This is a genomic window from Streptomyces sp. NPDC041200 (genome assembly GCF_055591805.1).
On the sequence record NZ_JBVIZF010000013.1, the window covers coordinates 14,589 to 39,943 of the forward strand.

At 72.2% G+C, this 25,355-nt stretch carries 24 protein-coding genes; 11 read left to right on the top strand and 13 right to left on the bottom strand.

Going from position 1 to position 25,355, the window contains the following annotated elements:
- Positions 1 to 37: 37 nt before the first annotated feature.
- The 5 genes from rimO to ACZ6CL_RS25930 all read left to right on the top strand — a co-directional run bounded on the left by rimO (position 38) and on the right by ACZ6CL_RS25930 (position 3,872).
- Positions 38 to 1,534, top strand: coding sequence for a 30S ribosomal protein S12 methylthiotransferase RimO (gene rimO, locus ACZ6CL_RS25910; protein ID WP_468939349.1), 1,497 nt, complete (start codon positions 38 to 40; stop codon positions 1,532 to 1,534).
- Complete coding sequence (gene pgsA / locus ACZ6CL_RS25915) at positions 1,531 to 2,193, top strand: CDP-diacylglycerol--glycerol-3-phosphate 3-phosphatidyltransferase (RefSeq protein WP_468939352.1); 663 nt, start codon at positions 1,531 to 1,533, stop codon at positions 2,191 to 2,193. The genes rimO and pgsA overlap by 4 nt, the downstream gene beginning before the upstream one ends.
- Positions 2,190 to 2,753 (top strand): CinA family protein, encoded by a 564-nt coding sequence (locus ACZ6CL_RS25920; RefSeq protein ID WP_468939354.1) that lies wholly within the window; start codon positions 2,190 to 2,192, stop codon positions 2,751 to 2,753. Before pgsA ends, ACZ6CL_RS25920 begins: the two co-directional genes overlap by 4 nt.
- A 109-nt stretch (positions 2,754 to 2,862) precedes the next feature.
- Positions 2,863 to 3,246: a helix-turn-helix domain-containing protein gene (locus ACZ6CL_RS25925; protein ID WP_055549938.1), complete on the top strand. Its 384-nt coding sequence runs from the start codon at positions 2,863 to 2,865 to the stop codon at positions 3,244 to 3,246.
- A 146-nt stretch (positions 3,247 to 3,392) separates the two neighbouring features.
- Positions 3,393 to 3,872: a Dps family protein gene (locus tag ACZ6CL_RS25930; RefSeq protein WP_468939357.1), complete on the top strand. Its 480-nt coding sequence runs from the start codon at positions 3,393 to 3,395 to the stop codon at positions 3,870 to 3,872.
- A 492-nt stretch (positions 3,873 to 4,364) separates the two neighbouring features.
- On the opposite strand, the gene ACZ6CL_RS25935 is transcribed toward ACZ6CL_RS25930, so the two are convergent.
- The 4 genes from ACZ6CL_RS25935 to ACZ6CL_RS25950 form a co-directional block, all read right to left on the bottom strand.
- Entirely contained in the window at positions 4,365 to 5,153 is a 789-nt protein-coding gene (locus tag ACZ6CL_RS25935) for an SDR family NAD(P)-dependent oxidoreductase (protein ID WP_468939360.1), read from the bottom strand.
- Between the two features lie 36 nt (positions 5,154 to 5,189).
- Complete coding sequence (locus ACZ6CL_RS25940; protein WP_468939362.1) at positions 5,190 to 6,005, bottom strand: Fpg/Nei family DNA glycosylase; 816 nt, start codon at positions 6,003 to 6,005, stop codon at positions 5,190 to 5,192.
- Positions 6,006 to 6,015: 10 nt separating this feature from the next.
- The gene (locus tag ACZ6CL_RS25945; RefSeq protein ID WP_468939365.1) at positions 6,016 to 10,686 is read right to left on the bottom strand and encodes an ATP-dependent helicase; all 4,671 of its coding nucleotides are present in this window, start codon (positions 10,684 to 10,686) and stop codon (positions 6,016 to 6,018) included.
- 62 nt (positions 10,687 to 10,748) lie between these two features.
- On the bottom strand, positions 10,749 to 11,705 hold the full coding sequence (locus ACZ6CL_RS25950) for a hypothetical protein (RefSeq protein WP_468939366.1): 957 nt from the start codon (positions 11,703 to 11,705) through the stop codon (positions 10,749 to 10,751).
- A gap of 79 nt (positions 11,706 to 11,784) precedes the next feature.
- On the opposite strand from ACZ6CL_RS25950, the gene ACZ6CL_RS25955 reads away from it, so the two are divergent.
- The 4 genes from ACZ6CL_RS25955 to recX all read left to right on the top strand — a co-directional run bounded on the left by ACZ6CL_RS25955 (position 11,785) and on the right by recX (position 15,158).
- Positions 11,785 to 11,979: a DUF3046 domain-containing protein gene (locus ACZ6CL_RS25955; protein ID WP_468939368.1), complete on the top strand. Its 195-nt coding sequence runs from the start codon at positions 11,785 to 11,787 to the stop codon at positions 11,977 to 11,979.
- Positions 11,980 to 12,069: 90 nt separating this feature from the next.
- Positions 12,070 to 13,275 carry an AI-2E family transporter gene (locus ACZ6CL_RS25960; RefSeq protein WP_468939371.1) on the top strand — a complete coding sequence of 402 codons (1,206 nt, stop codon included), beginning with the start codon at positions 12,070 to 12,072 and terminating at the stop codon, positions 13,273 to 13,275.
- A 137-nt stretch (positions 13,276 to 13,412) separates the two neighbouring features.
- Positions 13,413 to 14,543, top strand: coding sequence for a recombinase RecA (recA, locus tag ACZ6CL_RS25965; protein WP_468939374.1), 1,131 nt, complete (start codon positions 13,413 to 13,415; stop codon positions 14,541 to 14,543).
- Positions 14,544 to 14,546: 3 nt separating this feature from the next.
- Complete coding sequence (recX, locus tag ACZ6CL_RS25970; protein ID WP_468939376.1) at positions 14,547 to 15,158, top strand: recombination regulator RecX; 612 nt, start codon at positions 14,547 to 14,549, stop codon at positions 15,156 to 15,158.
- A gap of 113 nt (positions 15,159 to 15,271) precedes the next feature.
- Here the strand turns inward: recX and ACZ6CL_RS25975 are convergent, their stop codons facing one another.
- From ACZ6CL_RS25975 to ACZ6CL_RS26010, 8 genes are all read right to left on the bottom strand, one after another.
- Positions 15,272 to 15,676: a rhodanese-like domain-containing protein gene (locus ACZ6CL_RS25975; protein ID WP_468939379.1), complete on the bottom strand. Its 405-nt coding sequence runs from the start codon at positions 15,674 to 15,676 to the stop codon at positions 15,272 to 15,274.
- A gap of 4 nt (positions 15,677 to 15,680) precedes the next feature.
- On the bottom strand, positions 15,681 to 16,265 hold the full coding sequence (locus tag ACZ6CL_RS25980; RefSeq protein WP_468939381.1) for a cupin domain-containing protein: 585 nt from the start codon (positions 16,263 to 16,265) through the stop codon (positions 15,681 to 15,683).
- A gap of 22 nt (positions 16,266 to 16,287) precedes the next feature.
- Entirely contained in the window at positions 16,288 to 16,377 is a 90-nt protein-coding gene (locus ACZ6CL_RS25985) for a putative leader peptide (protein WP_324618140.1), read from the bottom strand.
- Between the two features lie 137 nt (positions 16,378 to 16,514).
- Positions 16,515 to 18,254 carry an FAD-dependent monooxygenase gene (locus ACZ6CL_RS25990; protein WP_468939383.1) on the bottom strand — a complete coding sequence of 580 codons (1,740 nt, stop codon included), beginning with the start codon at positions 18,252 to 18,254 and terminating at the stop codon, positions 16,515 to 16,517.
- 161 nt (positions 18,255 to 18,415) lie between these two features.
- Positions 18,416 to 19,351, bottom strand: a complete 936-nt coding sequence (locus ACZ6CL_RS25995; protein ID WP_468939386.1) for an amino acid ABC transporter permease — start codon at positions 19,349 to 19,351, stop codon at positions 18,416 to 18,418.
- Positions 19,348 to 19,995, bottom strand: coding sequence for an amino acid ABC transporter permease (locus ACZ6CL_RS26000; protein WP_468939388.1), 648 nt, complete (start codon positions 19,993 to 19,995; stop codon positions 19,348 to 19,350). The genes ACZ6CL_RS25995 and ACZ6CL_RS26000 overlap by 4 nt, the downstream gene beginning before the upstream one ends.
- A gap of 91 nt (positions 19,996 to 20,086) precedes the next feature.
- Positions 20,087 to 20,995, bottom strand: coding sequence for a glutamate ABC transporter substrate-binding protein (locus ACZ6CL_RS26005; protein ID WP_468939390.1), 909 nt, complete (start codon positions 20,993 to 20,995; stop codon positions 20,087 to 20,089).
- A gap of 115 nt (positions 20,996 to 21,110) precedes the next feature.
- Positions 21,111 to 21,887: an amino acid ABC transporter ATP-binding protein gene (locus ACZ6CL_RS26010; RefSeq protein ID WP_468939392.1), complete on the bottom strand. Its 777-nt coding sequence runs from the start codon at positions 21,885 to 21,887 to the stop codon at positions 21,111 to 21,113.
- Between the two features lie 296 nt (positions 21,888 to 22,183).
- Here ACZ6CL_RS26010 and ACZ6CL_RS26015 point away from each other — a divergent pair, with 296 nt between their 5' ends.
- Together ACZ6CL_RS26015 and ACZ6CL_RS26020 are read left to right on the top strand one after the other, a co-directional pair.
- Positions 22,184 to 22,900, top strand: coding sequence for a response regulator transcription factor (locus tag ACZ6CL_RS26015; RefSeq protein ID WP_468939394.1), 717 nt, complete (start codon positions 22,184 to 22,186; stop codon positions 22,898 to 22,900).
- An 18-nt stretch (positions 22,901 to 22,918) separates the two neighbouring features.
- Positions 22,919 to 24,334, top strand: coding sequence for a sensor histidine kinase (locus tag ACZ6CL_RS26020; RefSeq protein WP_468939396.1), 1,416 nt, complete (start codon positions 22,919 to 22,921; stop codon positions 24,332 to 24,334).
- Positions 24,335 to 24,356: 22 nt separating this feature from the next.
- Here the strand turns inward: ACZ6CL_RS26020 and ACZ6CL_RS26025 are convergent, their stop codons facing one another.
- A complete protein-coding gene (locus tag ACZ6CL_RS26025) occupies positions 24,357 to 25,346 on the bottom strand; it encodes a TAXI family TRAP transporter solute-binding subunit (RefSeq protein ID WP_468939398.1) in 990 nt (329 codons plus the stop codon).
- Positions 25,347 to 25,355 lie beyond the last annotated feature (9 nt).

Below are 25,355 nucleotides of genomic sequence, written 5' to 3' on the forward strand. Positions count from 1 at the left end.
AGCGGAGGGCGGGGCTGGGACAAAGTAGTCTGAGCCCATGCCCGAACGCCGCACTGTCGCCCTTGTCACTCTTGGCTGCGCCCGTAACGAGGTGGACTCGGAGGAGCTCGCAGGCCGCTTGGCGGCGGACGGTTGGGAGCTCGTCGAGCAAGCCGCCGACGCCGACGTCGCCGTCGTCAACACCTGTGGCTTCGTCGAGGCCGCCAAGAAGGACTCGGTCGACGCCCTGCTGGAGGCGAACGATCTGAAGGACCACGGCCGCACTCAGGCGGTCGTGGCCGTCGGCTGCATGGCCGAGCGGTACGGCAACGAACTGGCCGAGGCGCTGCCCGAGGCCGACGGGGTGCTCGGCTTCGACGACTACACCGACATCTCCGGCCGCCTGCAGACCATCCTCTCCGGTGGCATCCACGCCGCCCACACCCCGCGCGACCGGCGCAAGCTGCTGCCGATCAGCCCCGCCGAGCGGCAGGACAGCTCCGCCGTGGCGCTGCCCGGCCACGCCCAGGACACCCCGCCCGCGGACCTGCCCGACGGTGTCGCCCCGGCCTCCGGCCCGCGTGCCCCGCTGCGCCGCAGACTCGGGAACAGCCCCGTCGCCTCCGTGAAGCTGGCCTCCGGGTGCGACCGGCGGTGCTCCTTCTGCGCCATCCCGTCCTTCCGTGGCTCGTTCATCTCCCGCCGTCCCTCCGATGTGCTGGGGGAGACCCGGTGGCTGGCCGAGCAGGGTGTGAAGGAGGTCATGCTGGTCTCCGAGAACAACACCTCGTACGGCAAGGACCTGGGCGACATCCGCCTGCTGGAGACGCTGCTGCCCGAGCTGGCCGCGGTGGACGGGATCGAGCGGATCCGGGTCAGCTACCTCCAGCCCGCCGAGATGCGGCCCGGGCTGATCGACGTGCTGACCTCCACGGAGAAGGTCGCCCCGTACTTCGACCTGTCCTTCCAGCACTCCTCGCCCACGGTGCTGCGCCGGATGCGCCGCTTCGGCGACACAGACCGCTTCCTGGAGCTGCTGGAACAGATCAGAGGCAAGGCGCCGCAGGCAGGCGCCCGCTCGAACTTCATCGTGGGATTCCCCGGCGAGACCGAGGACGATGTGGCCGAGCTGGAGCGTTTCATCAGCGAGGCGCGGCTCGACGCGATCGGCGTCTTCGGGTACTCGGACGAGGACGGCACCGAGGCCGCGGGCTACGAGGAGAAGCTCGACCCGGACGAGGTCGCGGACCGGCTGGAGCACATCTCGCGGCTCGCGGAGGAGCTGACCGCCCAGCGGGCGGACGAGCGGCTCGGCGAGACCGTCGCGGTGCTGGTGGACGAGATCGACGACACCGGTGCCGTGCTGGGCCGGGCCGCCCACCAGGCGCCCGAGACCGACGGGCAGACCGTGCTCCGCACGTCGGCGCGGCCCGCCGCCGGACGTATGGTCGAAGCGAAGGTGATCGCGGCGGAGGGAGTGGACCTCGTCGCGGAGCCGCTGGAACCGCTGGAGCAGCGGGGCGGCGGCGTGTCTACCGAGGAGGCGGCCAGATGACAGGCGTCCCGGCCTCCGCTGCGGGGAGCCACCACCGGGCCGCCGCGGCCACCCGGCCCGCCGGTTTGTGGAACATCGCCAACATCCTCACCATGGCGCGCCTGGTCCTGGTGCCCGGCCTGGTTTTGTTGATGCTCCACAACGGCGGCTACGACCCGACCTGGCGCGCCTATGCCTGGGCCGCCTTCGCCATCGCCATGATCACCGACCTGTTCGACGGGCATCTGGCCCGCCGGTACAACCTGGTCACCGACTTCGGCAAGATCGCGGACCCCATCGCGGACAAGGCGATCATGGGGGCGGCGCTGATCTGTCTGTCGGCCCTCGGCGATCTGCCGTGGTGGGTGACGGGCGTGATCCTCCTCCGTGAGCTGGGGATCACCCTGATGCGGTTCTGGGTGATCCGGATCGGGGTCATCCCGGCCAGCCGCGGCGGGAAGATGAAGACCCTCGCCCAGGGCGTGGCCGTGGGGATGTACATCCTCGTGCTCACCGGGCCGCTGGCCACGCTGCGGTTCTGGGTGATGGCCGTGGCCGTCGCCCTGACCGTCCTCACCGGCCTCGACTACGTACGGCAGGCGCTCGTGCTGCGCCGGGTCGGCCGCGCGGCGGAGATCGCCGCCGCCGGGGAGGAGCCCGGGCAGGAACCGGCCCGGTGAGCGGCGACGAGACGGCGGCGGGCGGCGGCGCGGCGGCCGGGGTTCCAGCCGAGGTCAGCGCGGCCGACGTGCTGGCGCTGCTGCGGCGGCGCGGGCAGACCGTGGCCGTCGCCGAGTCCCTGACCGGCGGCCTGGTGGCCGCCGAGCTGACCGCCGTGGACGGGGCCTCCCGCGCCTTCCGCGGCTCGGTGACCGCGTACGCCACCGATCTCAAGCGCGACCTGCTGGGTGTGGACGGCGCCCTGCTGGCCGAGCGCGGGGCGGTGGACGCGGAGGTCGCCCGGCAGATGGCCCGGGGCGTACGGCGCGCCCTGGGCGCCGACTGGGGGGTGGCGACCACCGGTGTGGCGGGTCCCACACCACAGGACGGCCAGCCGGTGGGCACCGTCCACGTGGCAGTCGCCGGGCCCTCGAACAGCCCGGCGGCCGCGGCCCTGCGGCTGGAGGGGGACCGCGCCGGAATCCGCGCACAGAGCGTCCGAGCCGTGGTCAAGCTGCTGTTCAGCGAATTGATCGCGACAGCGGGGGCACAGGATACGGAACAACACGACGAATTTTGATGTTTGCAGCCCTGAGTGAACACGACATCGCTCCCCGCACGTGCACAGCCAGAGGCGGTACGGTGGGGCGAGAAGGATCCGGATCCGAGGTCCGAGGAGGGAGCCAGCGATGATTCTGCTCCGTCGCCTGCTGGGTGACGTGCTGCGCCGGCAGCGCCAGCGCCAGGGCCGTACTCTGCGCGAGGTTTCCTCCTCCGCCCGGGTGTCGCTCGGCTATCTGTCAGAGGTCGAGCGCGGGCAGAAGGAAGCCTCGTCCGAGCTGCTGTCGGCGATCTGCGACGCCCTGGACGTACGGATGTCACAGGTCATGCGCGAGGTCAGCGACGAGCTGTCGCTCGCGGAGCTGGCGGAGTCGGCCACGGCGAGCGAGAAGGTGCCCGCACCGATGCGGCCCATGCTCAATTCGGTGTCCGTCACCTCTGTGACGGGCGTCCCGGACGAGCGGGTGACCATCAAGTCGCCGAAGGAGGCCGTGGACGTCGTGGCGGCCTGACGGCCCTCACGTCAGCGCGGAAGCTCTTCGAGCCCCGGCCGGTAGCGATACCGGCCGGGGCTCGATGTTTGACCGGCGCCTTTCCGGTCACCTGACTGGTGGAGAGGTAATCAAGGGGGGCTAAACGGTCGAACAGGAGGAAGTGGATGTCTGTGGTCAAGAGCCCGCTCGCCGAGGAGAACCTGAAGGTCGTCAGCGACGCTCTGCAGGGCGCCCTCGTCGACCTCGTCGACCTCGCTCTGGTGGGCAAGCAGATCCACTGGACAGTCATCGGACCGCGTTTCCGCACGGTTCACTTCCAGCTTGACGATGTGGTGTCGACGGCCAGGACGCACGCCGACACCGTCGCGGAGCGCGCCTCGGCGCTCGGGATAGCGCCGGATGGACGGGCCGAGACGGTGGCCAAGCAGAGCGCCATCGGCAACGCCAAGGAGGGCTGGACCCAGGACACGGACGCCGTGAGGACGCTCGTGGACGCACTGGGGTCCGTGATCTCGCGCATGCGTGAGCGCATCGCCGCGACAGACGAACCGGACCCGGTGACCCAGGACATTCTCATCGGGCTCACCCGGGACCTGGAGAAGCACCACTGGATGTTCCAGGCGGAGAACGTCAACGGACACTGAGCGACGAGACAGGCGGGAGCGGTACTTCCGCTCGCACCCTGTGTGGTCATCGACGGGCAGGGCCCCGGCCTCCGGCGATGGCCGCACAGTCTGCGAGCTGACGGACGTCGGCTCATGGGTCCGCCGTGGGTGTGCCCCGCTCTGGGTGCGCCCCGCGGTGCGGCTGGGCACACTGGGGGAGCGCGGGGGTCCGACACGCGCTGCCGGACCTTCTGTGCGCCCTCCCGCCGCGCGCGAACAGGCGTCTAGCGTCGCCCGAAGGAGGCAGCATGGCAGCCGTGGGAGGGGCCGGCACCCTGCGCCGAAGGCCGGTTCGATGGGTGATCGCGCTCGTCCTCGGCGGCCTGTGGTGGTGGTCCGTGCTCCGGCTCGCGGTGCAGCCGGACGGGACCGGACCGGTCGAGGGCGCGTTCGCCATCGGCGGCTGGGGGCTGAGCCTGCTGCCCGTGCACTGCGGTCCCTCGCCCCGGCGCGTAAGCGTGCGCGAGCGGCTCACCAGGGCATCGCGACTCCGCCATTCGGGCGCAGGATCTGGCCGGTCGTGAACGCGGAGGCGTCCGACGCCAGGTACAGGACCGCGTGGGCGACGTCTTCCGGCTCGCCCACCCGCCCCAGCGGTGCGTGACGGATCATGGGTGCCTCGGCGCGTCGCTGCTCCTCGGCGGTGCCGCGCCGCGTCATGGGCGTACGGACCCAGCCGGGGGCGACCGCGTTGACGCGGATGCCGTGGTGTCCCACCTCGGCGGCGAGGGTCCGGGTCAGCTGGACCACGGCGGCCTTGGCGACGCCGTAGCACAGCAGCCCGGGGGTGCCGGAGTCGATCGCGCCGGACGCCATGGTGACGATGGACCCTCCGGCGCCATGGTCGATCATGGCACGGGCTGCTTCCTGGCAGCCGTACAGCACGCCCTTGAAGTTGACCGCCAGTACCCGGTCCAGATCGGCCTCCGCCGTCTCCAGGACCGGGCTTCGGTGCATGATCCCGGCGACGGCGGCCATCACGGCGAGGTGGCCCCCGGCGCGGACGGCCGCCGTGGCGGCGCCGGTCACGACGGCCGCGACCTGGGCGCGGTCGGTGACGTCGAGGAGGTGGGCGTGGGCGCTGCCGCCGTCGGCGGTGATGCGCTCCGCGGTGCGCCGGGTGCCCTTCTCGTCCAGGTCGGCGCAGTGTACGGTCGCCCCGGCCGCCGCTAGCAGGGCGGCGGTGGCCCGGCCGATACCGCTCGCGGCGCCGGTGACCAGTGCCGTGCGGCCGGTGAGGTCGTACGCCGTGAGGGCCATGGGGCGACGGTACGGCTAGATCTGACGGCCCGTCAATTACTCTGGCGGGGGCGGCTCCGGCTGGCACACCGGGCACCAGAAGGTCATACGCTTCTGCCCCGCATGTCCCTGTCCCGCACGCTCCTGGTCCGTGGCGCGCACCGGTGTACCGCAGCGCATGCAGGGCCGCCCAGCGCGGCCGTACACCCACAGCCGCCGGTCGGGGCGGTCGTGCGCCGTGGTGACCCGTGCCCGGCGCGTCCGGTTGGCCTCCAGCAGCCGCTGGGCGAGGGCCACCAGGCGCTCGGGGGAGGGGATGCGGCCGATCGGCAGCCAGGGAGAGATCCGTAGCACGAAGCACAGCTCGCACTTGTACACATTGCCGATCCCGGCCAGGTTGCGCTGGTCCAGCAGCGCCTCGCCCACCGGGCGGGACGGGTCGGCGAGCAGCCGCCTCAGCGCCTCGTCCGGGTCCCAGTCCGGGCCGAGGAGGTCGGGCCCGAGGTGGCCCACCGCACGGTCCTCGTCCGCGGTGCGCATCAGCTCCAGGACCGGGAGGCGGTAGCCCACGGCGGTGCGCTCGGCCGTGGCCAGGACGGCACGGATCTGGTGGTGCGGACCGCCGCGCCAGCGCTCGCCGTGGCCGTACACCAGCCACGCGCCGTCCATCCGCAGATGGGAGTGGAGGGTCAGCCCGCCCTCCACCCGGGTCAGCAGATGCTTGCCGCGCGCGACCACCTGCAGGACCCGGCGGCCGGTGAGGTCGACGGTCGCCAGCTTGGGCACCCGCAGATCGCAGCCGGTGAGCGGCGGGCCCGCCAGTGCGTCGTCGAGGCGCCGGGCCGTCTGCCAGACGGTGTCTCCCTCGGGCATCTCCGCCCCCTCAGGGGCGCAGCCGCAGGCCGCGCGGGGTCGCGTGGAAGCCCGCGGCCTCCAGGACGCGGCCGATCGGCGAGGACAGCGCCGCGGCGCCGTTGACCCGCTCGACGGTCACCGAGCCGAGGGTGCCCGCGCGGGCGGACTGGGCCAGGGCCTCCACCGCGGTACGCAGCCGGGCGTCGTCCTCCGGGGACGCCGCCTCGGCCTCGCCCGTAGGCCAGGCGAGCAGGGTCTTGCCGCCACGCTCCATGTAGAGGGTCAGTTCGCCGTCGGCCAGTACCACCAGCGCGCCCGCCTTGCGGCCCGGCCGGTGGTTCGCGCCCGCGGGCGGATCCGGCCAGGGGAGGGCCGCGCCGTACGCGTTCGCGGGGTCGGCGGCGGCGAGGACGGCGGTGCGCGGGGACGACTGCCCCGGCGGACCGCCGCCGAAGGCCGCGCCCGCCGCCCGGTCGCGCGCCGTGCTGACCGCGCGCAGCCGGTCGACCGCGCCGTCCATCGCGAACTGCGCGGCACCCAGACCCTCCACCACATAGCCGCGGCGCGCCTGGCCGGTCTCCTCGAAGGCGGACAGCACCCGGTACGCGGCGGAGAAGCCGCCCTCGACGCCCTCGGCGGCGACCGCCCCGCGGGTGACCACGCCGTGCCGGTCCAGCAGGGTGCGCGCCAGGGCGTGCGCGCGGTGGGTGGGATCGGCCTCGCGCTCCGGCAGCAGGGACCAGCGCCCGGCGACGGTCGGCGGCCCGCTGCGCGAGGCGGTGGGGCGGCCGGTGCGCCCCGTCAGCGTGCCGTACCGGCCCCGGGGGACCGAGCGCTTGGCGCGGTGGGCGGTGGCGCCCGCGGTGCGGCCCGAGCCCAGCAGGGAGCGCAACGGTGCCAGGGTGTCGCCGGTGAGCCGCCCGGACCAGGCCAGATCCCATATGGCCTCGGCGAGCTGGGCGTCCTGGAACTCATGACCGGCGGCCCGGACCTGTTCGGCGATCTGCCGGAAGAACAGGCCGAAGCCCCCGTCCAGCGCGTCCAGCACGGCCTGGTGGAGCGGGCCCGCCTCGAAGGGGTGCGGGGTGTGCAGGAGCAGCGGCGCGGTCTCGGCGAGGTGGAGGCTGACCCAGCCGTCCTTGCCGGGCAGCGCGCCCGCCCCGGCCCAGACGACCTCACCGGCGGCGGTCAGCTCGTCGAGCATCGTCGGGCTGTAGTCGCCGACCCGGGAGGGCAGGACGAGCTTCTCCAGGGCGGAGGCCGGGACCGGTGCGCCCTGGAGCTGCTCGACGGCGCGCACCAGCCCGTCGATGCCCCGCAGGCTGTGGGTGCCCAGATGCTGCCACTGGGGGAGGAAGGCGGCGAGCGCCGGAGGCGGTACGGGCTCCAGCTCCTGGCGCAGCGCGGCCAGCGAGCGCCGCCGCAGCCTGCGCAGCACGGTGGCGTCGCACCATTCGTGTGCGGTGCCCGCCGGATGGAATTCGCCTTGGACGACGCGGCCGCTCGCGGCCAGGCGCTGCAGCGCGCCATCCGTGACGGCCGTGCCCAGCCCCAGCCGGGTGGCCGCCTCGGCGGAGGTGAACGGGCCGTGGGTGCGGGCGTAGCGGGCCAGCAGATCGCCGAGCGGGTCGCTCACGGGCTCGGTGAACGCCTCGGGGACGCCGACCGGCAGCGCCGTGCCCAGCGCGTCGCGCAGCCGCCCCGCGTCCTCGACGGCGGCCCAGTGCTCCGCGCCCGCGATACGGACCCGGATGGCGCGCCGGGCCCGCTCCAGCTCGGCCGCCCACGCCGGGTCGGCGCCGCGCGCGGTCAGCTCGGCGCCGGTGAGCGGGCCGAGCAGCCGCAGCAGATCGGCGACGCCCTCGGCGTCCTTGACCCGGCGGTCCTCGGTGAGCCACTGCAGTTCGCGCTCCAGCTCGTCCAGGACGTCGGCGTCCAGCAGCTCGCGCAGCTCGGCCTGGCCCAGCAGTTCGGCCAGCAGCCGGGAGTCCAGGGAGAGGGCCGCGGCGCGGCGCTCGGCCAGCGGCGAGTCGCCCTCGTACAGGAACTGCGCCACGTAGCCGAAGAGCAGCGAGCGGGCGAAGGGGGAGGGCTCCGGGGTGGTCACCTCCACCAGCCGCACCCGCCGGGCCTCGAGGTCGCCCATCAGCTCGGTGAGGCCGGGCACGTCGAAGACGTCCTGGAGGCATTCGCGGACGGCCTCCAGGACGATCGGGAACGAACCGAACTCGCTCGCCACCTGGAGGAGCTGGGCGGCGCGCTGACGCTGCTGCCACAGCGGGGTGCGCTTGCCGGGGTCGCGGCGGGGCAACAGCAGGGCGCGGGCGGCGCATTCGCGGAACCGGGAGGCGAACAGGGCCGAGCCGCCGACCTGGTCGGTGACGATCTGGGACACCTCGCCCTGGTCGAAGGCGACATCGGCCGCCCCGACGGGGGACTGCTCGCCGTCGTACTCGGTGCCCTGCCGCATCGGATCCGCGTCGAGCAGGTCAAGGCCCATGAGGTCCGCGTCGGGCAGCCGCAGCACGATGCCGTCGTCCGCGTGCATCACCTGGGTGTCCATGCCGTACCGCTCGGACAGCCGCGCGCCGAGCGCGAGCGCCCACGGGGCGTGGACCTGCGCTCCGAAGGGGGAGTGGATCACCACGCGCCAGTCGCCCAGCTCGTCACGGAAGCGCTCCACCACGATCGTCCGGTCGTCCGGCACATGGCCGCAGGCCTCGCGCTGCTCGCCGAGGTACGCGATCACGTTGTCGGCGGCCCAGGCGTCGAGCCCGGCGGCCAGCAGCCGCGCGCGGGCCTTCTCGGGGGTGAGCGCGCCGACCTCCCGCAGGAACGCGCCCAGCGCCCGGCCCAGTTCGAGCGGGCGGCCGAGCTGGTCGCCCTTCCAGAAGGGGAGCCGCCCGGGGACACCGGGAGCGGGGGAGACCAGGACGCGGTCGCGGGTGATGTCCTCGATCCGCCAGGACGTGGTGCCCAGGGTGAACACATCGCCCACCCGCGACTCGTAGACCATCTCCTCGTCCAGCTCCCCGACCCTGCCACCGCCCTTCTTCGGGTCCGCGCCCGCCAGGAAGACGCCGAACAGCCCGCGGTCGGGGATGGTGCCGCCGGAGGTCACCGCGAGCCGCTGCGCCCCCGGCCGCCCCGTGACCGTCTGGGCGACCCGGTCCCACACCAGGCGCGGCCGCAGCTCGGCGAAGGCGTCGGAGGGATAGCGGCCCGCGAGCATGTCGAGGACCGAGGTGTACGCCGACTCCGGAAGCGAGGCGAACGGGGCGGCACGGCGGACCAGGGCCAGCAGCTCCTCCACGTCCCAGCTGTCCATGGCCGTCATGGCGATGAGCTGCTGGGCGAGCACGTCCAGCGGGTTCGCGGGCACCCGCAGCGACTCGATGGCCCCCTCCCGCATCCGCTCGGTGACCACCGCCGCCTGCACCAGATCGCCGCGGTACTTGGGGAACACCACACCCGTGGAGACCGCGCCCACCTGGTGGCCTGCCCGGCCCACCCGCTGCAGCCCGGAGGCCACCGAGGGCGGCGACTCGACCTGCACGACCAGGTCCACCGCCCCCATGTCGATGCCCAGCTCCAGGCTGGAGGTGGCCACGACGGCGGGCAGCCGGCCCGCCTTCAAGTCCTCCTCGACCAGGGCTCGCTGCTCCTTGGACACCGAGCCGTGGTGCGCGCGGGCGAGCAGCGCGGGCGCCCCACGGGCGGCACCGGCCTCGGCCATCAGCTCGGCGGGGGAGTGGTCCTCGGGCAGCGCCTCACCGGTGGCCCGCTCGTAGGCGATCTCGTTGAGCCGGTTGCACAGCCGCTCGGCCAGTCTGCGGGAGTTGGCGAAGACGATCGTGGACCGGTGCGCCTGGACGAGATCGGCGATCCGCTCCTCCACATGCGGCCAGATCGACGGCTTCTCGCCGGGCTTCCCGTCCTGGGCCGGGGAGCCGCCCAGCTCCCCCAGATCCTCGACGGGGACGACCACCGACAGGTCGAACTCCTTGCCCGAGGGCGGCTGGACGATCTCCACCGCGCGCCGCGGTGACAGGAAGCGTGCCACCTCGTCCACCGGGCGCACCGTCGCGGACAGACCGATCCGCCGGGCGGGCCGGTCCAGCAGCTCGTCCAGCCGCTCCAGGGAGAGGGCGAGATGCGCACCGCGCTTCGTCCCCGCGACGGCGTGGACCTCGTCGAGGATCACCGTCTCCACCCCGCGCAGCGCCTCCCGGGTGGCGGAGGTGAGCATCAGGAACAGCGACTCGGGCGTGGTGATGAGGATGTCCGGCGGGCGGCTGGCCAGGGCGCGGCGCTCGGCGGCCGGGGTGTCACCGGAGCGGATGCCCACCCGGATCTCCGGCTCGGGCAGGCCGAGCCGCACCGACTCCTGCCGGATGCCGGTGAGCGGACTCCGCAGATTGCGCTCCACATCCACCGCCAGGGCCTTCAGCGGCGATACGTACAGCACCCGGCAGCGCTTGCGGGGCTCGGCGGGCGGTGGCTCGGCGGCCAGCTGATCCAGCGCCGCGAGGAACGCCGCCAGCGTCTTGCCGGAGCCGGTGGGGGCGACCACCAGCACGTCCGAGCCTTCGCCGATCGCCCGCCACGCCCCCTCCTGCGCGGCCGTGGGCGCGGAGAAGGCACCGGTGAACCACCCGCGGGTGGCCGGGGAGAATGCGTGCAGCGCCGACCGTGCCATGCCCCCCATCGTGCACCGCCCCACTGACAACGGGCCGTCCGCGCAGGTCAGCGCGGTATCTCCTAGACCGCCCGGCCGTAGGCGCGCAGGGTGAGCAGCGCCTCCACGGTCACCACCGGCCGCCACTCCAGCGCCGCCCCCGGGGTCCAGGTCCGCCGCCGGGCCGGCCAGCCGCCGTCCTCCCGCTGCGCGTCCGCCAGGAAGTCCAGCGAGCGCTCCACCTCGGTGTCGGTGAACCAGCGGCGGGCGAGCGAGCCGGGCGTACGGGCGAGGTCGTACACGAAGGTGTGCTCACCGGGGCCGTGGCCGGGCGGCAGGGGCCCGTCCTCGGCGCGCTCGGGGTCCAGCACCACCAGCCGCCGCTCCCGCACCCGGCGGCCCAGCCGCTCGGCCACCTCCTCGGCGCGCGTCCGGTCCGGCGCGCCGTCCAGGAAGGCGACGGCGGCCCCCACCTCGTACGGTCGCGCCACGGCCCCCTCCTCCAGCGCCGTCACCGCGGCCCAGCAGAAGTCGGTGGCCCGGAACAGCCAGGCGTGCCACACCTCGTTGCGATGCAGCAGTCCCACCACCGGCCCGGTGGTCAGCAGATCACCGCGCGGATGGTCCGGCGGCCGGATCCAGGGGGCGGCCGGATAGTCGGGCGGCGAAGGGAGGCACGCGGGCAGCGCGCCGTCCCGGGTGGAGATCGCGGTCAGATAGCGGCACAGCCGCTCCACCCGCTGCCCGCCGCAGCGTCCGATCCCGTCGAGCACCCGCAGGGCGTGCACGACGTGCTGCGGCTGGCTCACCGGGCCGCGCAGATCCGGCTCCAGGGCGTGGCCGTAGCCCCCGTCGGCGCCCAGGTACGCGGCGAGCGCGGTCTCGACCGGCTCGGCGTCGGCGTCCTGGAAGTGATACGCGAACCGGCGCTGCTCGAGCACGCGTGCGGTCAGCCACACGAACCGCGCGGCGCGCGCGAGCGGCGCGGCGGGCGCGGGCGGGGTCGGCTGGGAGGAGGGGACTGCTGCGGATCGATCCATGGGACAGACCGTAGGGCGGGAAACGCCTGCGGAAGGGGGCTCACGCCCCGGTGCACCCCGGGAGCGCGATACTGGGCGCATGCGGTTGACGGTCTTCTGGCAGCGGATGGCGGATTACTTCGGTGAGACGTACGCCGACTCCTTCGCGCGCGATCATGTGATGTCCCAGCTCGGCGGCCGGACCGTCCACCAGGCGCTCGCCGCCGGATGGGACGCCAAGGACGTCTGGCGCGGGGTGTGCACCGCGATGGAGATCCCTTCCGAGAAGCGCTGACCAGGGCTGGGCGCGGGCCGGGAGGTGTGAGGAAAGCCGGACTCCCGGGGTGGCCGGATTTTTTGGACGGGTGTACGCCACACTTGCCGGGTGGCCCCGACCGAAGAGACCCTCTCCCCCGACGCTGACGGCGTCCCGACCACAGCACAGGCCCCCAAGGACGCGCCCGCGGAGCCCGCGCGCATGCCGCGCTGGCTGCCCCGCGCCATGGTGCTCGCCCTTGCCCTGGTGGCCTGTTACCGGCTTGCCACCTGGGCCTTCGACCAGCTGACCGGACTGCTGCTCAACGTCCTGATCGCGTTCTTCCTGGCGCTCGCGGTCGAGCCGGCCGTGGACCGCATGGCCGCGCGCGGCGTCCGCCGGGGCCTGGCCACCGGAATCGTCTTCCTCGGCATCCTCATCGTCGCCGCGGGCTTCTTCACCCTGCTCGGCTCGATGCTGGCCGACCAGATCATGACCATGGTCGAGGACTTCCCGAAGTACCTCGATCAGGTGGTCAGCTGGATCAACGACACGTTCCACACCCGGCTGTCGCGGCTGGAGATCCAGGACAGCATGCTCCACTCGGACTGGCTGCAGAGCTACGTGAAGAACAGCGCCGACAATGTGCTCGACGTCTCCGCGCAGGTGCTCGGCGGGCTGTTCAGGCTCCTCACGGTGACGCTGTTCGCCTTCTACTTCGCCGCCGACGGCCCCCGGCTGCGCCGCGCGCTGTGCTCCGTCCTGCCGCCGAACCGGCAGACCGAGGTGCTGCGGGCCTGGGAGATCGCGGTCGCCAAGACCGGTGGCTACATCTACTCGCGGGGTCTGATGGCACTGATCTCCGGTGTCGCGCACTACATCCTGCTGGAGAGCCTGGGCGTGCCCTACGCCCCGGCGCTGGCCGTCTGGGTGGGGCTGATCTCGCAGTTCATCCCGACCATCGGCACGTATCTGGCGGGCGCCCTGCCGATGCTGATCGCCTTCACCATCAACCCCTGGTACGCGATCTGGGTGCTGGTCTTCGTCGTGGTCTACCAGCAGTTCGAGAACTACCTGCTGCAGCCGAGGATCACGTCACGGACCGTGGACATCCACCCCGCCGTCTCCTTCGGATCGGTGATCGCGGGCACCGCGCTGCTCGGCGCGGTGGGGGCGCTGATCGCGATCCCGGCGACCGCGACGCTGCAGGCGTTCCTCGGCGCGTACATCAAGCGCTACGACGTGACGGACGATCCGCGGATGCACGGGCGGACGCGGCGGCGCGGTGCCTCCGCGCTGGCACGCATGCGACACGCGCTGTCGCGGCGCAGTTGACACAAAAATCGAACATCCATTCTCATGGAGGCCCGGCCCGGTTATCCACAGGCCGAGCATGTCCGGGCCGCTTGTCAGTGGCAGGCGCTAGCGTCATGGACGTGAAGCGATCGACTCAAGCAAACCGGGTGGAACCCATGGCAGGAAACGACCGCGAGAAGGCGCTCGACGCCGCGCTCGCACAGATTGAACGGCAGTTCGGCAAAGGCGCCGTGATGCGCATGGGCGACCGGCCGAACGACCCCATCGAGGTCATCCCCACCGGGTCGACCGCTCTTGACGTCGCCCTCGGCGTGGGCGGGATTCCGCGTGGCCGCGTGGTGGAGGTCTACGGCCCGGAGTCCTCCGGTAAGACGACCCTGACCCTGCACGCGGTGGCCAACGCCCAGCGGGCGGGCGGCGCCGTGGCCTTCGTGGACGCGGAGCACGCGCTCGACCCCGACTACGCGCAGAAGCTGGGCGTGGACACCGACTCGCTGATCCTGTCCCAGCCGGACAACGGCGAGCAGGCGCTCGAGATCACCGACATGCTGGTCCGCTCCGGCGCGCTCGACCTCATCGTCATCGACTCCGTCGCCGCTCTGGTGCCGCGCGCGGAGATCGAGGGTGAGATGGGCGACTCCCACGTCGGTCTCCAGGCCCGGCTGATGAGCCAGGCGCTCCGCAAGATCACCAGTGCGCTGAACCAGTCCAAGACCACCGCGATCTTCATCAACCAGCTGCGCGAGAAGATCGGCGTCATGTTCGGCTCCCCGGAGACGACGACCGGTGGCCGGGCCCTGAAGTTCTACGCCTCGGTCCGCATCGACATCCGTCGTATCGAGACCCTGAAGGACGGTACGGACGCGGTCGGCAACCGCACCCGTTGCAAGGTCGTCAAGAACAAGGTCGCGCCGCCCTTCAAGCAGGCCGAGTTCGACATCCTCTACGGCCAGGGCATCAGCCGCGAGGGCGGTCTGATCGACATGGGCGTCGAGCACGGCTTCGTCCGCAAGTCCGGTGCCTGGTACACCTACGAGGGCGACCAGCTCGGCCAGGGCAAGGAGAACGCCCGCAACTTCCTGAAGGACAACCCCGATCTCGCCAATGAGATCGAGAAGAAGATCAAGGAGAAGCTCGGCATCGGTGTGAAGCCCGCGGACCCGGCAGCCGAGCCCGGCCCGGACGCGGCGGGTGCCGCGCCCGACGCCGCACCGGCGAAGCCCGCGGCGGCTCCGGCGGCCAAGTCCGGGGCGAAGGCGGCCAAGACCGCCACGGCGAAGAGCTGATCCATGACACGGCGGACCGACTGGCAGGACGGCCCGGGCCGTCCGGAGCCCCCGGACCGTCCGGATCGCGGCGCCCCCTCCTCGTCGAGGGCCGAGCAGGGGACGCCGCTCGGCCCGGAGGAGCAGGCGCGGGCGATCTGCCTGCGCCTGCTCACCGGGACCCCGCGGACCCGTAAGCAGCTCGCGGACGCCCTGCGCACCCGCGGCATCCCCGACGAGGCGGCGCAGGAGGTGCTGTCCCGCTTCGAGGACGTCGGGCTGATCGACGACGCGGCGTTCGCGGGCGCCTGGGTGGAGTCCCGGCACCACAGCCGGGGTCTGGCCCGGCGCGCGCTCGCCCGTGAGCTGCGCACCAAGGGCGTCGACTCCACGCTGATCGCCGATGCCGTGGAGCAGCTCGATCCGGACCAGGAGGAGCGGACCGCCCGCGAGCTGGTCGAGCGCAAGCTGCGCACCACGCGCGGCCTCGACCGGGAGAAGCGGCTGCGCCGCCTCGCCGGAATGCTGGCCCGCAAGGGGTATCCCGAGGGCCTGGCACTCCGGGTGGTGCGGCGCGCGCTGGAGGAGGAGGGCGAGGACCCGGAGCTGCTGGAGCACCATCTGCCCGACCTCTGACCCTTCGGACCGCAGGGCCCTAGCCGGTACGGGGGCCGGTCGCGGGGCCGGTCGCACGGGGGCGGTCCGGCCGCTGGGGGCCGCGCGCCGGGCGGGATCCAGCGGGCCGGAAGTCAGCGCACCGGGAGACCGGCCGCCCGCCAGGCCTGGAAGCCGCCGACGAGGTCGGTCGCCCGCACCAGGCCCAGCTGGCGCAGCGAGACCGCCGCGAAGCTGGAGGCGTAGCCCTCGTTGCACACCACCACGACCGGCAGATCGTGGTGGGTGGCCTCGGGCAGCCGGTGGTCGCACTGCGGGTCGAGCCGCCACTCCAGCTCGTTCCGCTCGACGATCAGCGCCCCCGGGATGGTGCCGTCGTGCTCCCGCAGCGCCGCGTACCGGATGTCCACCAGCAGCCCGCCCGCGGACTGCACGGCAGCGGCCTCCTCGGGGCCGATCCGGTCCAGCCCCTGGCGTGCCTCGGCCAGCAGCTCGTCCACGCTCCGCTGCGCCGTGTTCTTCGCGTGTGCCGCACTCATCGCTCTACTCCCATTCCTGCGGCCGCTCGACCTGCTCCAGCCGCAGCACCTGGTCGGTGCGGCTGTAGCGCCGCATCAGCGGCAGCGGCGGATAGTAGGCGTGCACCGACACCGCGTGCCGCTCCGACGAAGGGTTGATGACCTCGTGGACATGGTGCGTTCCGAAGGCCCGGCCCCGCCCGGCGGACAGCCGCCGTTCGCGGTCCACGCCCTCGGCCAGTTCGAGGGTCTTCCAGCCGTCGGTGGGCAGACGGACGGCCAGTGACTGTTCGTTCAGCTCACCGGCTGCCGTCACGAACGCCCCGTGCGAACCGCCGTGGTCGTGCCAGCCGGTGCCGGTGCCGGGCGGCCAGGCGATCAGCCACGCCTCGCTGCCGCCCGGCCCGTCCAGCCGCAGCCAGGTGCGGCCCTCCGGATCGAGCGGGAGCGAGGCGACGAGTTCGGCGTCGGCGGCGGTACGGCAGACGAAGTCCAGCAGATCGGCCGCGCTGGGGGGCGAGGCGTCGGCGGGGGAGACGCGCACCGGAGAAGAAAGGGAAACGTCGGACACGGGAACCGTCCTGGGTGATCGCGAAAGGAGCGTGGCCATGCCACGCGGGAGGAAAGGCGAATCAACAGGACGGACGACACACGCAGCCCGCGTAGCGGAGGAGGTCCAGATGGACCCTCCGCCAGAAGCGAGGCAGGCCGGTGTCAGTCACGCTCCGCAGTGAAGCATGAGCCGGATGGGAAGGTCAATCGTCCCGGGTGCGGTCCCGGGCGGCTCATGTACCGGCGTACGACGTCAGCGCCATGAAGGGCACGGGGGCGCGTGACAGACGCCTCACTACCGAGGTGACTACCGGCGCGCCGTGGCCTCTGTGTCCCGCTGGTCTCGCTGCTCCGCGTCCGCGCCCCGGGCGGTGTCCCCGCCCCGCGCCGCGTCCGCGCACGCGTACAGCTCGGCGGGCCGTACGCCGGAGAGTGCCGCGGCGAGATGACCGTCCGGCCGCACCAGCAGCACCGTGTGGGCCGGAGCCCCCGGGTACTCCTCGGCGACCAGCAGTTCCGTACGCATCGGCAGGGCCGAGACGGCCGCCGCCAGCCGGGGCATCAGCCCGGCGCGCATCCAGTGGCGGCGGTCCCACACCCCGGTACCCGGGGCGACCAGCACCACCAGCAGCTCCCGGCCCAGCCGCTCCCGCAGCCGCACCACCGCGCCGTCCGGGGCGGTCACGCGGACGTCGGCCACCGGCGCCCCGGTCGGCGTGCCCACCGTGACGGAGCCCTCCGGGGGCGCCGCGGGGGTCAGCGGGGAGCTGCTGTAGACGGGGGGCGCGCCCAGCGGGCCATGGCCGAGGTGACCGTCGGTGAGCAGCGCGTCATGGCCGCGCGTGCCGCCGGGCAGCACCGTGCGCCGTACCGCGCGCCACCCCCCGGCCGCGCGGACCAGTGGCAGCGCCTGGTCGGCGGTGCGCAGCCGCGCGGCGACGGCCGTCCGCCGCTCCGCCTGGTAGCTGTCGAGCAGGGCGTCGGAGGCGCCGTGGTGCCAGGCCAGGGACAGCTTCCAGGCCAGGTTGCCGACGTCCCGCAGCCCTTCTTCGAGCCCCTGGGTGCCCAGGGCGCCGTGCAGATGGGCGGCGTCCCCGGCGAGGAAGGCGCGGCCCACGCGCCAGCGCCGGGCGAGCCGGTGGTGCACGGTGTGCACGCCGGTGTCCAGAAGCTCGTAGGGGATCGCGGTCTCCTCGCACCACCCCGCGAGGGTGTCGCGCACCCGGACCATCAGGGCGTCCGGGGTGACGAGGTCACGGCCCGGCGGGAGCAGCCAGTCGATCCGCCAGACGCCGTGCGGCAGCGGCCGGGCGGTCACCTCGGCGTCGATGCTGCGCCACGGCGGCGAGCGGTGCAGGACGGCCTCGCCGGGCCAGGGCAGCTCGGCGCGCAGGGCGGCGACGGCGTGCCGTTCCACCGCCGTACGGCCGGGGAAGCGCACGCCCAGCTGCTTGCGGACGGTGGACCGGGGGCCGTCGCAGCCGACCAGATGGCTGCCGCGCCACCAGGTGGCCTGGGCGCCCCGGGTCCGAACGCTCACCCCGCGCGCGTCCTGCTCCACGGTCTCGATCCGGGTGCCGGGGACGATCCGTACGAGGTCCTCGTCACCGAGGGCGGCCAGCGCCGCCCGCAGTGCGCGGGTCAGCTCGTGCTGCGGCAGATGCAGCGGCGAGGACACCGGCGCCTCGGGCTCACCACCATGGCCGTCCAGCGCGCCGCCGTCCTGCCGGTCGCTGTTCTGGGGGGCGTGCGCCGCCGGGTGAGGGGCGCCGAAGAGCGGGCCGGGCTCCAGGGGCACGTGCCGGACGAGCTGGCGCCGGCGCATCGTGCGCCACCCCGTCCACGGCCGCGCACCGGCGGTGGCCCGGCAGCCGAGCCGCTCCAGCAGGGCGGCGGTGTCCGGGCGCAGCACGACGGTACGGGCCAGGCGCGGCTCGTCGCCCCCGGCCGTCTCGTCGAGCAGCACGACGGGGACGTCCAGACGGGCGAGTGCGAGGGCCAGGGTGAGCCCGACCGGGCCCGCCCCGGCGACGATCACCGGGTCCACGGCGCGGTTCCCATGGCCCTGTGGGGCGTACGTGACGTACGGAAACTGGCAGTTGAAACCCGGTGAGCGATCACAGAAAGCATGCAACCGACTGCGAGTGCCCGCGTCAAGCGGCGACGGGCGGTGGCGCGCGCGCCACCGCCCGTCAGGACCCGCTTGCCTCAGTCGGTCTTGCCCACAGGCTGCTCCGGCGCGGGCTGGTCCACGGAGTCGAGCGCGTCGACGGCAGCGAGCGGCTGGGCGGCGTCCGCGACCGGGATGCCGGTCTTGGCGCGACGGCCGCGCCGTTCGATCCAGGTGGCCAGGGCGGAGAGGGCCAGACACATCGCGATGTAGATGGTGCCCCCGACGATGATCACCGGGACGTACGGGTTGTCGTCGTTGACGACGATGTTCGCGGCGAGCTGCTGGAGCTGGAACAGCAGCTCCTGGTAGGTGATGACGTAGCCGAGCGAGGTGTCCTTCAGGGTCACCACGAGCTGGCTGATGATGGTCGGCAGCATCGCCCGGACGGCCTGCGGGACCAGGACCGTCGTCATGACCTGGGTCTTGCTCATACCGAGGGCGTAGGCGGCCTCACGCTGCCCGCGGGGCACCGAGTTGATGCCCGCTCGCAACACCTCGGCCTGCACCGAGCCGTTGTAGACCGTCAGCCCGACGACCAGCGCCCAGAAGCCGGTGCTGTCGCCGGTGAGGCCGAGGTCGGTCCGGTAGGTGAGGAAGAGCACCCACAGCACGTAGATGGTGATCAGCAGCGGGATGGCCCGGAACAGCTCGATGAACCCGGTGGCGAGCCAGCGCACCGGCTTGTGGTCCGAGAGCCGGGCGACCGCGAGCAGGACGCCCAGGACCAGTGAGAGCACGGCCGCCACGGCGAACACCTGGAGGGTGGTGAGCACGCCGTCGCGGATGCTGGTCCGCACACCAGCGTTGTTGAAGATGTCCCACATCTCCGGTGCGAACTGGCCCTTGGCGTTCAGCCGCAGAATGGTGAAGACGATCAGTCCGAGGACGGCGAGGCTGCCGATGACCGAGTAGACGCGGTTGCGGATACGGGCCTTGGGGCCGGGCGCGTCGTACAGGACGCTCGCGCTCATCGGGCCACCTCCAGACGGCTCTCCAGCAGTCGGAAGGCACCGCTGATGGTGAAGGTGATGACGAGGTAGCACAGGGCGATCCACAGGAAGATCCACCCGATCGCGAAGCCCTTGTCACTGAGCAGCTTCGAGACGTTGAACAGTTCGGTGTTGCTGAAGGCCCCCGCGATGGCCGAGTTCTTCGTCAGAGCGATGAAGATGCTGCTCATGGGAGGAATCACGGTCCGGGTGGCCTGCGGAAGGACGATCATCCGCAGTGTCTGGGTGAAGGTCATGCCCAGGCTGCGGGCGGCCTCCGCCTGGCCGAGCGGCACGGTGTTGATACCGGACCGCACGGCCTCGCAGACGAAGGACGACGTGTAGCAGCCCAGCGCTATCATCGCGAGAACGAACGGACTCGTTCCCGGGAAGAAGATCTGCGGGACCACGAAGAAGGCGATCAGGAACAGCAGGGTCAGCGGGGTGTTGCGCAACAGGGTGACCCACGCCGTGCCGAAGGCGCGCAGCGGCGGAATGGGGGACACCCGGAAGCCGGCCATGATGATGCCCAGGACGAGGGCGAGCGCCGCACTGGCCGCCGTGAGGGCGAGGGTTCCGAGGAACCCTTCACGGAACTGGGGCAAATGATCGAGGAGTACGTTCATCGATTCTCCGCGGTAGCGGTCGGGTCAGCGGCGTGCGGAGCGCACCGGCTTCACGGGTGAACGGGGGACCGGGGACCGGGTGCCGGACCGCTCAGTAGCGGGGCAGCGGGGTCTTCGGCGCGACGTAGGAGGAGCCGGACTTGCCGAGCGTGCCTTCGTACGCCTTCTTGTAGTCACCGTTCTTGATGTGCTTCTCGAGCGAGTCGGTGATCGCGTCGCGCAGCGCCTTGTCGCTCTTGTTCATCCCGATGCCGTACGGCTCCTCGGTGAACGGCTTGCCGACCAGCTTGAGCTTGCTGGGCCGCTGGGCCGCGTAGCCCTTGAGGATCGCGTCGTCGGTGGTGACCGCGTCGACCTGGCCGTCGAGGAGCTGCTTGACGCAGAGCGAGTACTTGCTCAGCTCGGTGGTCTTGGCCCCGTACTTCGGCTTCTTGATCTCCTGGAGCGGAGTGGAGCCGACGATCGAGCAGATCTTCTTGCCCTTGACGCTGTCCGGGCCGGTGATGCCCTTCTCGTCCTTGCGGACCAGCAGGTCGGCGCCGGCCTTGTAGTACGGGCCCGCGAAGCCGACCTGCTTCTTGCGCTCGTCGTTGATCGTGTAGGTGCCGACGTAGTAGTCGACCTGACCCTTGGAGATGGAGGTCTCGCGGACGTTGGAGTCGACCGTCTTGAAGGTGATCTTGTCCGCGGAGAAGCCGAGGTCGGCGGCGACCATCTTGGCGATCTCGATGTCGAAGCCGGTGCGCTTGCCCTCGGTGTCCACGAAGCCCAGGAAGGGCTGGTCGGCCTTGGCACCGATGACGATCTTGCCGCGCTTCTGCGCCGCCTCCAGGGTCGGCGAGTCCAGCTTCACGTCCTTGGCGACCGTGTACGAGCCGTCGTAGACCTCGCCGCCCTTCGGCTTGTCGCCGGCGGTGCCCTTCTCGCCGCCACAGGCGGTCGCGGTCGCCGCCAGAGCGAGTGCCACCGCTGCGGCCGCTGCCGTGTTACGCATCCTCATGGTGCTGCCCCATCCTTGGTTCCGTACGTCTTCGCGGACTTGACGTCATCGCAAACTTGGTGCGCCGTAGCGGGCTCACTGACTCACTGGCTCGGCGGCTCAGTGGCTCGGCGGCTCAGTGGTGGAGGATCTTCGAGAGGAAGTCCTTGGCCCGGTCGCTGCGCGGGTTGTTGAAGAACTGGTCCGGCTCGGCCTCTTCGACGATCCGGCCGTCCGACATGAAGACCACGCGGTTCGCGGCGGAGCGCGCGAAGCCCATCTCGTGGGTGACGACGACCATCGTCATGCCGTCCCGGGCGAGCTGCTGCATGACCTCCAGCACCTCGTTGATCATCTCCGGGTCGAGCGCCGAGGTCGGCTCGTCGAAGAGCATCACCTTCGGGTCCATGGCCAGCGCCCGGGCGATCGCCACGCGCTGCTGCTGGCCGCCGGAGAGCTGGGCGGGGTACTTGTCGGCCTGGGCGCCTACGCCCACCCGGTCGAGCAGCTTGCGGGCCTTGTCCTCGGCGGCCTTCTTGTCGGCCTTACGGACCTTGATCTGGCCCAGCATCACGTTCTCGAGCACCGTCTTGTGCGCGAAGAGGTTGAAGGACTGGAACACCATGCCGACGTCCGCGCGCAGGCGGGCCAGCTCCCTGCCCTCCTGGGGCAGCGGCTTGCCGTCGATCGTGATGGAACCGGCGTCGATCGTCTCCAGCCGGTTGATCGTGCGGCACAGCGTGGACTTTCCGGACCCCGACGGTCCGATGACGACGACCACCTCGCCGCGGGATATGGTCAGGTCGATGTCCTGGAGGACATGCAGCGCGCCAAAGTGCTTATTGACTCCGGACAGCGCGACCAACGCGTCCGCCACTGGTGCGGCGTCCTTGGCCACCGATACTTCGCTCATTCGGCTTTCCGCTCCCGTCCTCCTTGGTTGGGAGGACATTAATGAGCAGCCACGATCAGCGTCATTACATCTGAGCGGAAATTGAGGATAACGATCTGGCCTCGGCCCGGCACACTGTGTAAGGGGCCCTAAGGGCGTCGTACCGGCTGCATAACGGAAACCTCCCCGTGACTGTATGCGTCTTGACGCCGGCGCGTGGATCGGAGTGGATTCCTTGGGGCCGTGTCTTCGGTCACGTTCGGGCCGCGCGCACCTGAGTCGCGTAACCCATGAGGTGGAAGGTGGAGGAGGGGCTGGTGAGGCTGCTGCTCGTCGAGGATGACAACCATGTCGCCGCGGCCCTGTCCGCGGTGCTGTCCCGGCATGGCTTCGACGTCACCCACGCCCGCAGCGGTGAGGAGGCGCTGCAGGCGCTGCTGCCCGGCGCGGGCGCGCCCTTCGGCGTTGTGCTCCTCGACCTCGGACTGCCGGACCAGGACGGCTTCGAGGTGTGCGGACGGATCCGCAAGCTCACCGCGACGCCCGTGATCATGGTGACCGCGCGCTCCGACGTACGGTCCCGCATACACGGGCTCAACCTCGGCGCGGATGACTACGTGGTCAAGCCGTACGACACCATGGAGCTGCTCGCCCGCATCCACGCCGTCAGCAGGCGTACCCTCCCCTCCGACTCCGGTGCCGGGGCGGGTACTGAAGAGGGCGGGGAAGGCCCGCAGCCGCCGCTGCGGCTCGGCCCGGTCACCATCGAACTGCCCACCCGGCAGGTCTCGGTCGACGGCGCGACGATCTCGCTCACCCGCAAGGAGTTCGACCTGCTCGCGCTGCTCGCCCAGCGCCCCGGCGTGGTCTTCCGCCGTGAGCAGATCATCAGCGAGGTGTGGCGCACCAGCTGGGAGGGGACCGGGCGCACCCTGGAGGTGCACATCGCCTCGCTCCGCTCCAAGCTGCACATGCCCGCCCTGATCGAGACGGTCCGCGGCGTGGGCTACCGTCTCGTCGCCCCGGTCGGCTGAGCGGCCAGGGCATTACGCGTGCGCACTCGCCTCCTCCCGCTGCTGATCGTCCTCATGGCGGGCGTCCTGCTGGCGCTCGGCTTCCCGCTCGCCGGGAGCCTGGCCGCCCGTGAACAGCAGCGCGTGGTCGTCGACCGGATCGACGACACCGCCCGCTTCGCCGCGCTCGCCCAGTTCGTCACCGCGGGGCCGGGGGGCGTGGCGGGCGAGGAGGGTGAGGGGGGCAACGAACGGCTCAATACGCTGAGTTCGGAACTCGTGCGCTACCACGATCTGTACGGCATACGGGCCGGGGTGTTCTACCGCGACGGACTGCGGATGGCCAAGGCGCCCGCCGACTGGCGGCTGCCCCGGAACGGAAACGGCGCCGAGGCCTTCGACGAGGCCCTGGCCGGGCGCCGCAGCCACGATCCGCCGCAGGTGTGGCCCTGGCAGCAGGGCAGGCTCACGGTCGCGTCCCCCGTCGTACGGGACGGGGACGTGGTGGCCGTCGTCGTGACCGACTCGCCCACCGGCAGGATGCGCTCGCGCATCCTGCACGGCTGGCTGGTCATCGCGGGCGGGGAGTGCGCCGCGATGCTGCTCGCGGTGGGGGCCGCGTTCCGGCTCACCGGCTGGGTGCTGCGGCCCGTACGCATCCTGGACACCGCCACGCACGACATCGCGACCGGGCGCATGCAGTCGCGGGTCGCGGCCGCCTCGGGCCCGCCGGAGCTGCGTCGGCTGGCCCGCTCGTTCAACGAGATGGCCGACAACGTCGAGGAAGTCCTGGAACAGCAGCGGGCCTTCGTCGCGGACGCCTCCCACCAGCTGCGCAACCCGCTCTCCGCGCTGCTGCTGCGCATCGAGCTGCTGGCGCTGGAACTGCCGGACGGCCATGAGGAGATCGCCTCGGTGCGCACCGAGGGCAAGCGCCTGGCCCGCGTCCTGGACGACCTCCTCGACCTGGCGCTGGCCGAGCACACCGCGGCCGACCTGCGGCTCACCGATATCGCCGAACTGGCCGCCGACCGGGTGGACGCCTGGCTTCCGGTCGCCGGGCGCGAGGAGGTCGGCCTCGCCTATACAGGCCCGTCGGCCATCACCGGCTGGGCCGATCCGGTGGCGCTGTCCAGCGCTCTGGACGCGATCGTCGACAACGCGCTGAAGTTCACGCCCCAGGGGTCGCACGTCGAGGTCTCGGCGCGGGCCGACGGCGAGACCATCGCCCTGACCGTCGCCGACGGCGGCCCCGGCCTCACCGAGGACGAGCTGTCCCGGGTCGGCGACCGCTTCTGGCGCAGCAACCGGCACCAGAACGTCTCGGGGTCCGGGCTGGGCCTGTCCATCTCCCGCGCGCTGCTCACGGCGGGCGGCGCCACCATGGACTACGCGCCCAACGAGCCCCGCGGGCTGCGCGTCACCATCACTGTGCCGCGCAGCAAGCCGCAGTGAGGCGCGTTGCTGACCCGGGGCCTTACGGCTTCTCCGAGCGGTAGTAGCGCGCGGCGCCCTTGTGCAGCGGCAGCGGGTCGGTGAAGACGGCCGTCCGCAGGTCCACCTTCTGCGCGGCGTGCACCTTCGCCCCGATGCGGTCCCGGTTCTCTATCACCGTGCGGGTGACGCCCTTCGCCAGCTCCGGGTCCACCCGGTCCGTCGTGACCAGGAGATTCGGTACCGCGATCGTCTTGACGTCATCTGGCTGGCGTATCTCCTGGTACGCGTCGGCGGGCACGGTCGCTGCCCGGTAGTAGCGCGTCACCCCGCCCTGCCGGTGCAGCGGACCGGTCAGGTCACCGAGCTGGACGAGCCGGATCGGATACATCTGGGCCAGGGTGCGCACCGCGGTGGTCGGCAGCCCGCCGGACCAGAAGAAGGCGTCCAGCTTCCCCTTCCGCAGCAGCTCCGGCATCGTGTCGATACCGGAGCGCACGGCCGTGATGTCCTTGTCGAAGCCGAGCCCGGCGGCCTTGAGCAGCCCCCGAGTGATCAGCTGCACGCCCGAGCCGTCGTCCCCGACGCCGACCCGCAGGCCGCGCAGATCCCGCGCCGAGCGCACCTTCGAGCCGCGCGGCACGATCAGCTGCATGTAGTCGTCGTACAGCCGCGCGCAGGCGCGCAGCCGCCCGGCGTCCTTGCCGTGGTAGGCGGCGACGGCGTCGGTGGCGGCGATGGCGAAGGTGGCCCGGCCCCGCGCCAGCCGCTCCACGTTGTCGGGCGACCCCCGGGTCTCCTGAAGCGTGACGTCCACATCGGGGAGGTCCCGGGACAGGTCCCGCTTCAGCATTTCGCCGTAGGTCTGGTAGACGCCGGTGGAGACCCCCGTCGCGAAGGTCACCTTCCCCCGGGGCTTCTCCCCGCCGCCGACCGGCAGGAGCCACCAGAGCAGCAGTGCGAGGACGACGACGCCCGCCGCGGCGGACTGCAGGGCGCGGCGCCGGTCCGGGCGCGGAAGACTGACGGCCATGGACAGGAT

What these genes read in the sequence shown, in the direction of transcription:
- rimO (WP_468939349.1), top strand. Translation starts at nt 38, where the DNA reads ATGCCCGAACGCCGCACTGTCGCCCTTGTCACTCTTGGCTGCGCCCGT.
- pgsA (WP_468939352.1), top strand. Translation starts at nt 1,531, where the DNA reads ATGACAGGCGTCCCGGCCTCCGCTGCGGGGAGCCACCACCGGGCCGCC.
- ACZ6CL_RS25925 (WP_055549938.1), top strand. Translation starts at nt 2,863, where the DNA reads ATGATTCTGCTCCGTCGCCTGCTGGGTGACGTGCTGCGCCGGCAGCGC.
- ACZ6CL_RS25930 (WP_468939357.1), top strand. Translation starts at nt 3,393, where the DNA reads ATGTCTGTGGTCAAGAGCCCGCTCGCCGAGGAGAACCTGAAGGTCGTC.
- ACZ6CL_RS25935 (WP_468939360.1), bottom strand. Translation starts at nt 5,153, where the DNA reads ATGGCCCTCACGGCGTACGACCTCACCGGCCGCACGGCACTGGTCACC.
- ACZ6CL_RS25940 (WP_468939362.1), bottom strand. Translation starts at nt 6,005, where the DNA reads ATGCCCGAGGGAGACACCGTCTGGCAGACGGCCCGGCGCCTCGACGAC.
- ACZ6CL_RS25945 (WP_468939365.1), bottom strand. Translation starts at nt 10,686, where the DNA reads ATGGCACGGTCGGCGCTGCACGCATTCTCCCCGGCCACCCGCGGGTGG.
- ACZ6CL_RS25950 (WP_468939366.1), bottom strand. Translation starts at nt 11,705, where the DNA reads ATGGATCGATCCGCAGCAGTCCCCTCCTCCCAGCCGACCCCGCCCGCG.
- ACZ6CL_RS25955 (WP_468939368.1), top strand. Translation starts at nt 11,785, where the DNA reads ATGCGGTTGACGGTCTTCTGGCAGCGGATGGCGGATTACTTCGGTGAG.
- recA (WP_468939374.1), top strand. Translation starts at nt 13,413, where the DNA reads ATGGCAGGAAACGACCGCGAGAAGGCGCTCGACGCCGCGCTCGCACAG.
- recX (WP_468939376.1), top strand. Translation starts at nt 14,547, where the DNA reads ATGACACGGCGGACCGACTGGCAGGACGGCCCGGGCCGTCCGGAGCCC.
- ACZ6CL_RS25975 (WP_468939379.1), bottom strand. Translation starts at nt 15,676, where the DNA reads ATGAGTGCGGCACACGCGAAGAACACGGCGCAGCGGAGCGTGGACGAG.
- ACZ6CL_RS25980 (WP_468939381.1), bottom strand. Translation starts at nt 16,265, where the DNA reads ATGGCCACGCTCCTTTCGCGATCACCCAGGACGGTTCCCGTGTCCGAC.
- ACZ6CL_RS25995 (WP_468939386.1), bottom strand. Translation starts at nt 19,351, where the DNA reads ATGAGCGCGAGCGTCCTGTACGACGCGCCCGGCCCCAAGGCCCGTATC.
- ACZ6CL_RS26000 (WP_468939388.1), bottom strand. Translation starts at nt 19,995, where the DNA reads ATGAACGTACTCCTCGATCATTTGCCCCAGTTCCGTGAAGGGTTCCTC.
- ACZ6CL_RS26005 (WP_468939390.1), bottom strand. Translation starts at nt 20,995, where the DNA reads ATGAGGATGCGTAACACGGCAGCGGCCGCAGCGGTGGCACTCGCTCTG.
- ACZ6CL_RS26010 (WP_468939392.1), bottom strand. Translation starts at nt 21,887, where the DNA reads ATGAGCGAAGTATCGGTGGCCAAGGACGCCGCACCAGTGGCGGACGCG.
- ACZ6CL_RS26025 (WP_468939398.1), bottom strand. Translation starts at nt 25,346, where the DNA reads ATGGCCGTCAGTCTTCCGCGCCCGGACCGGCGCCGCGCCCTGCAGTCC.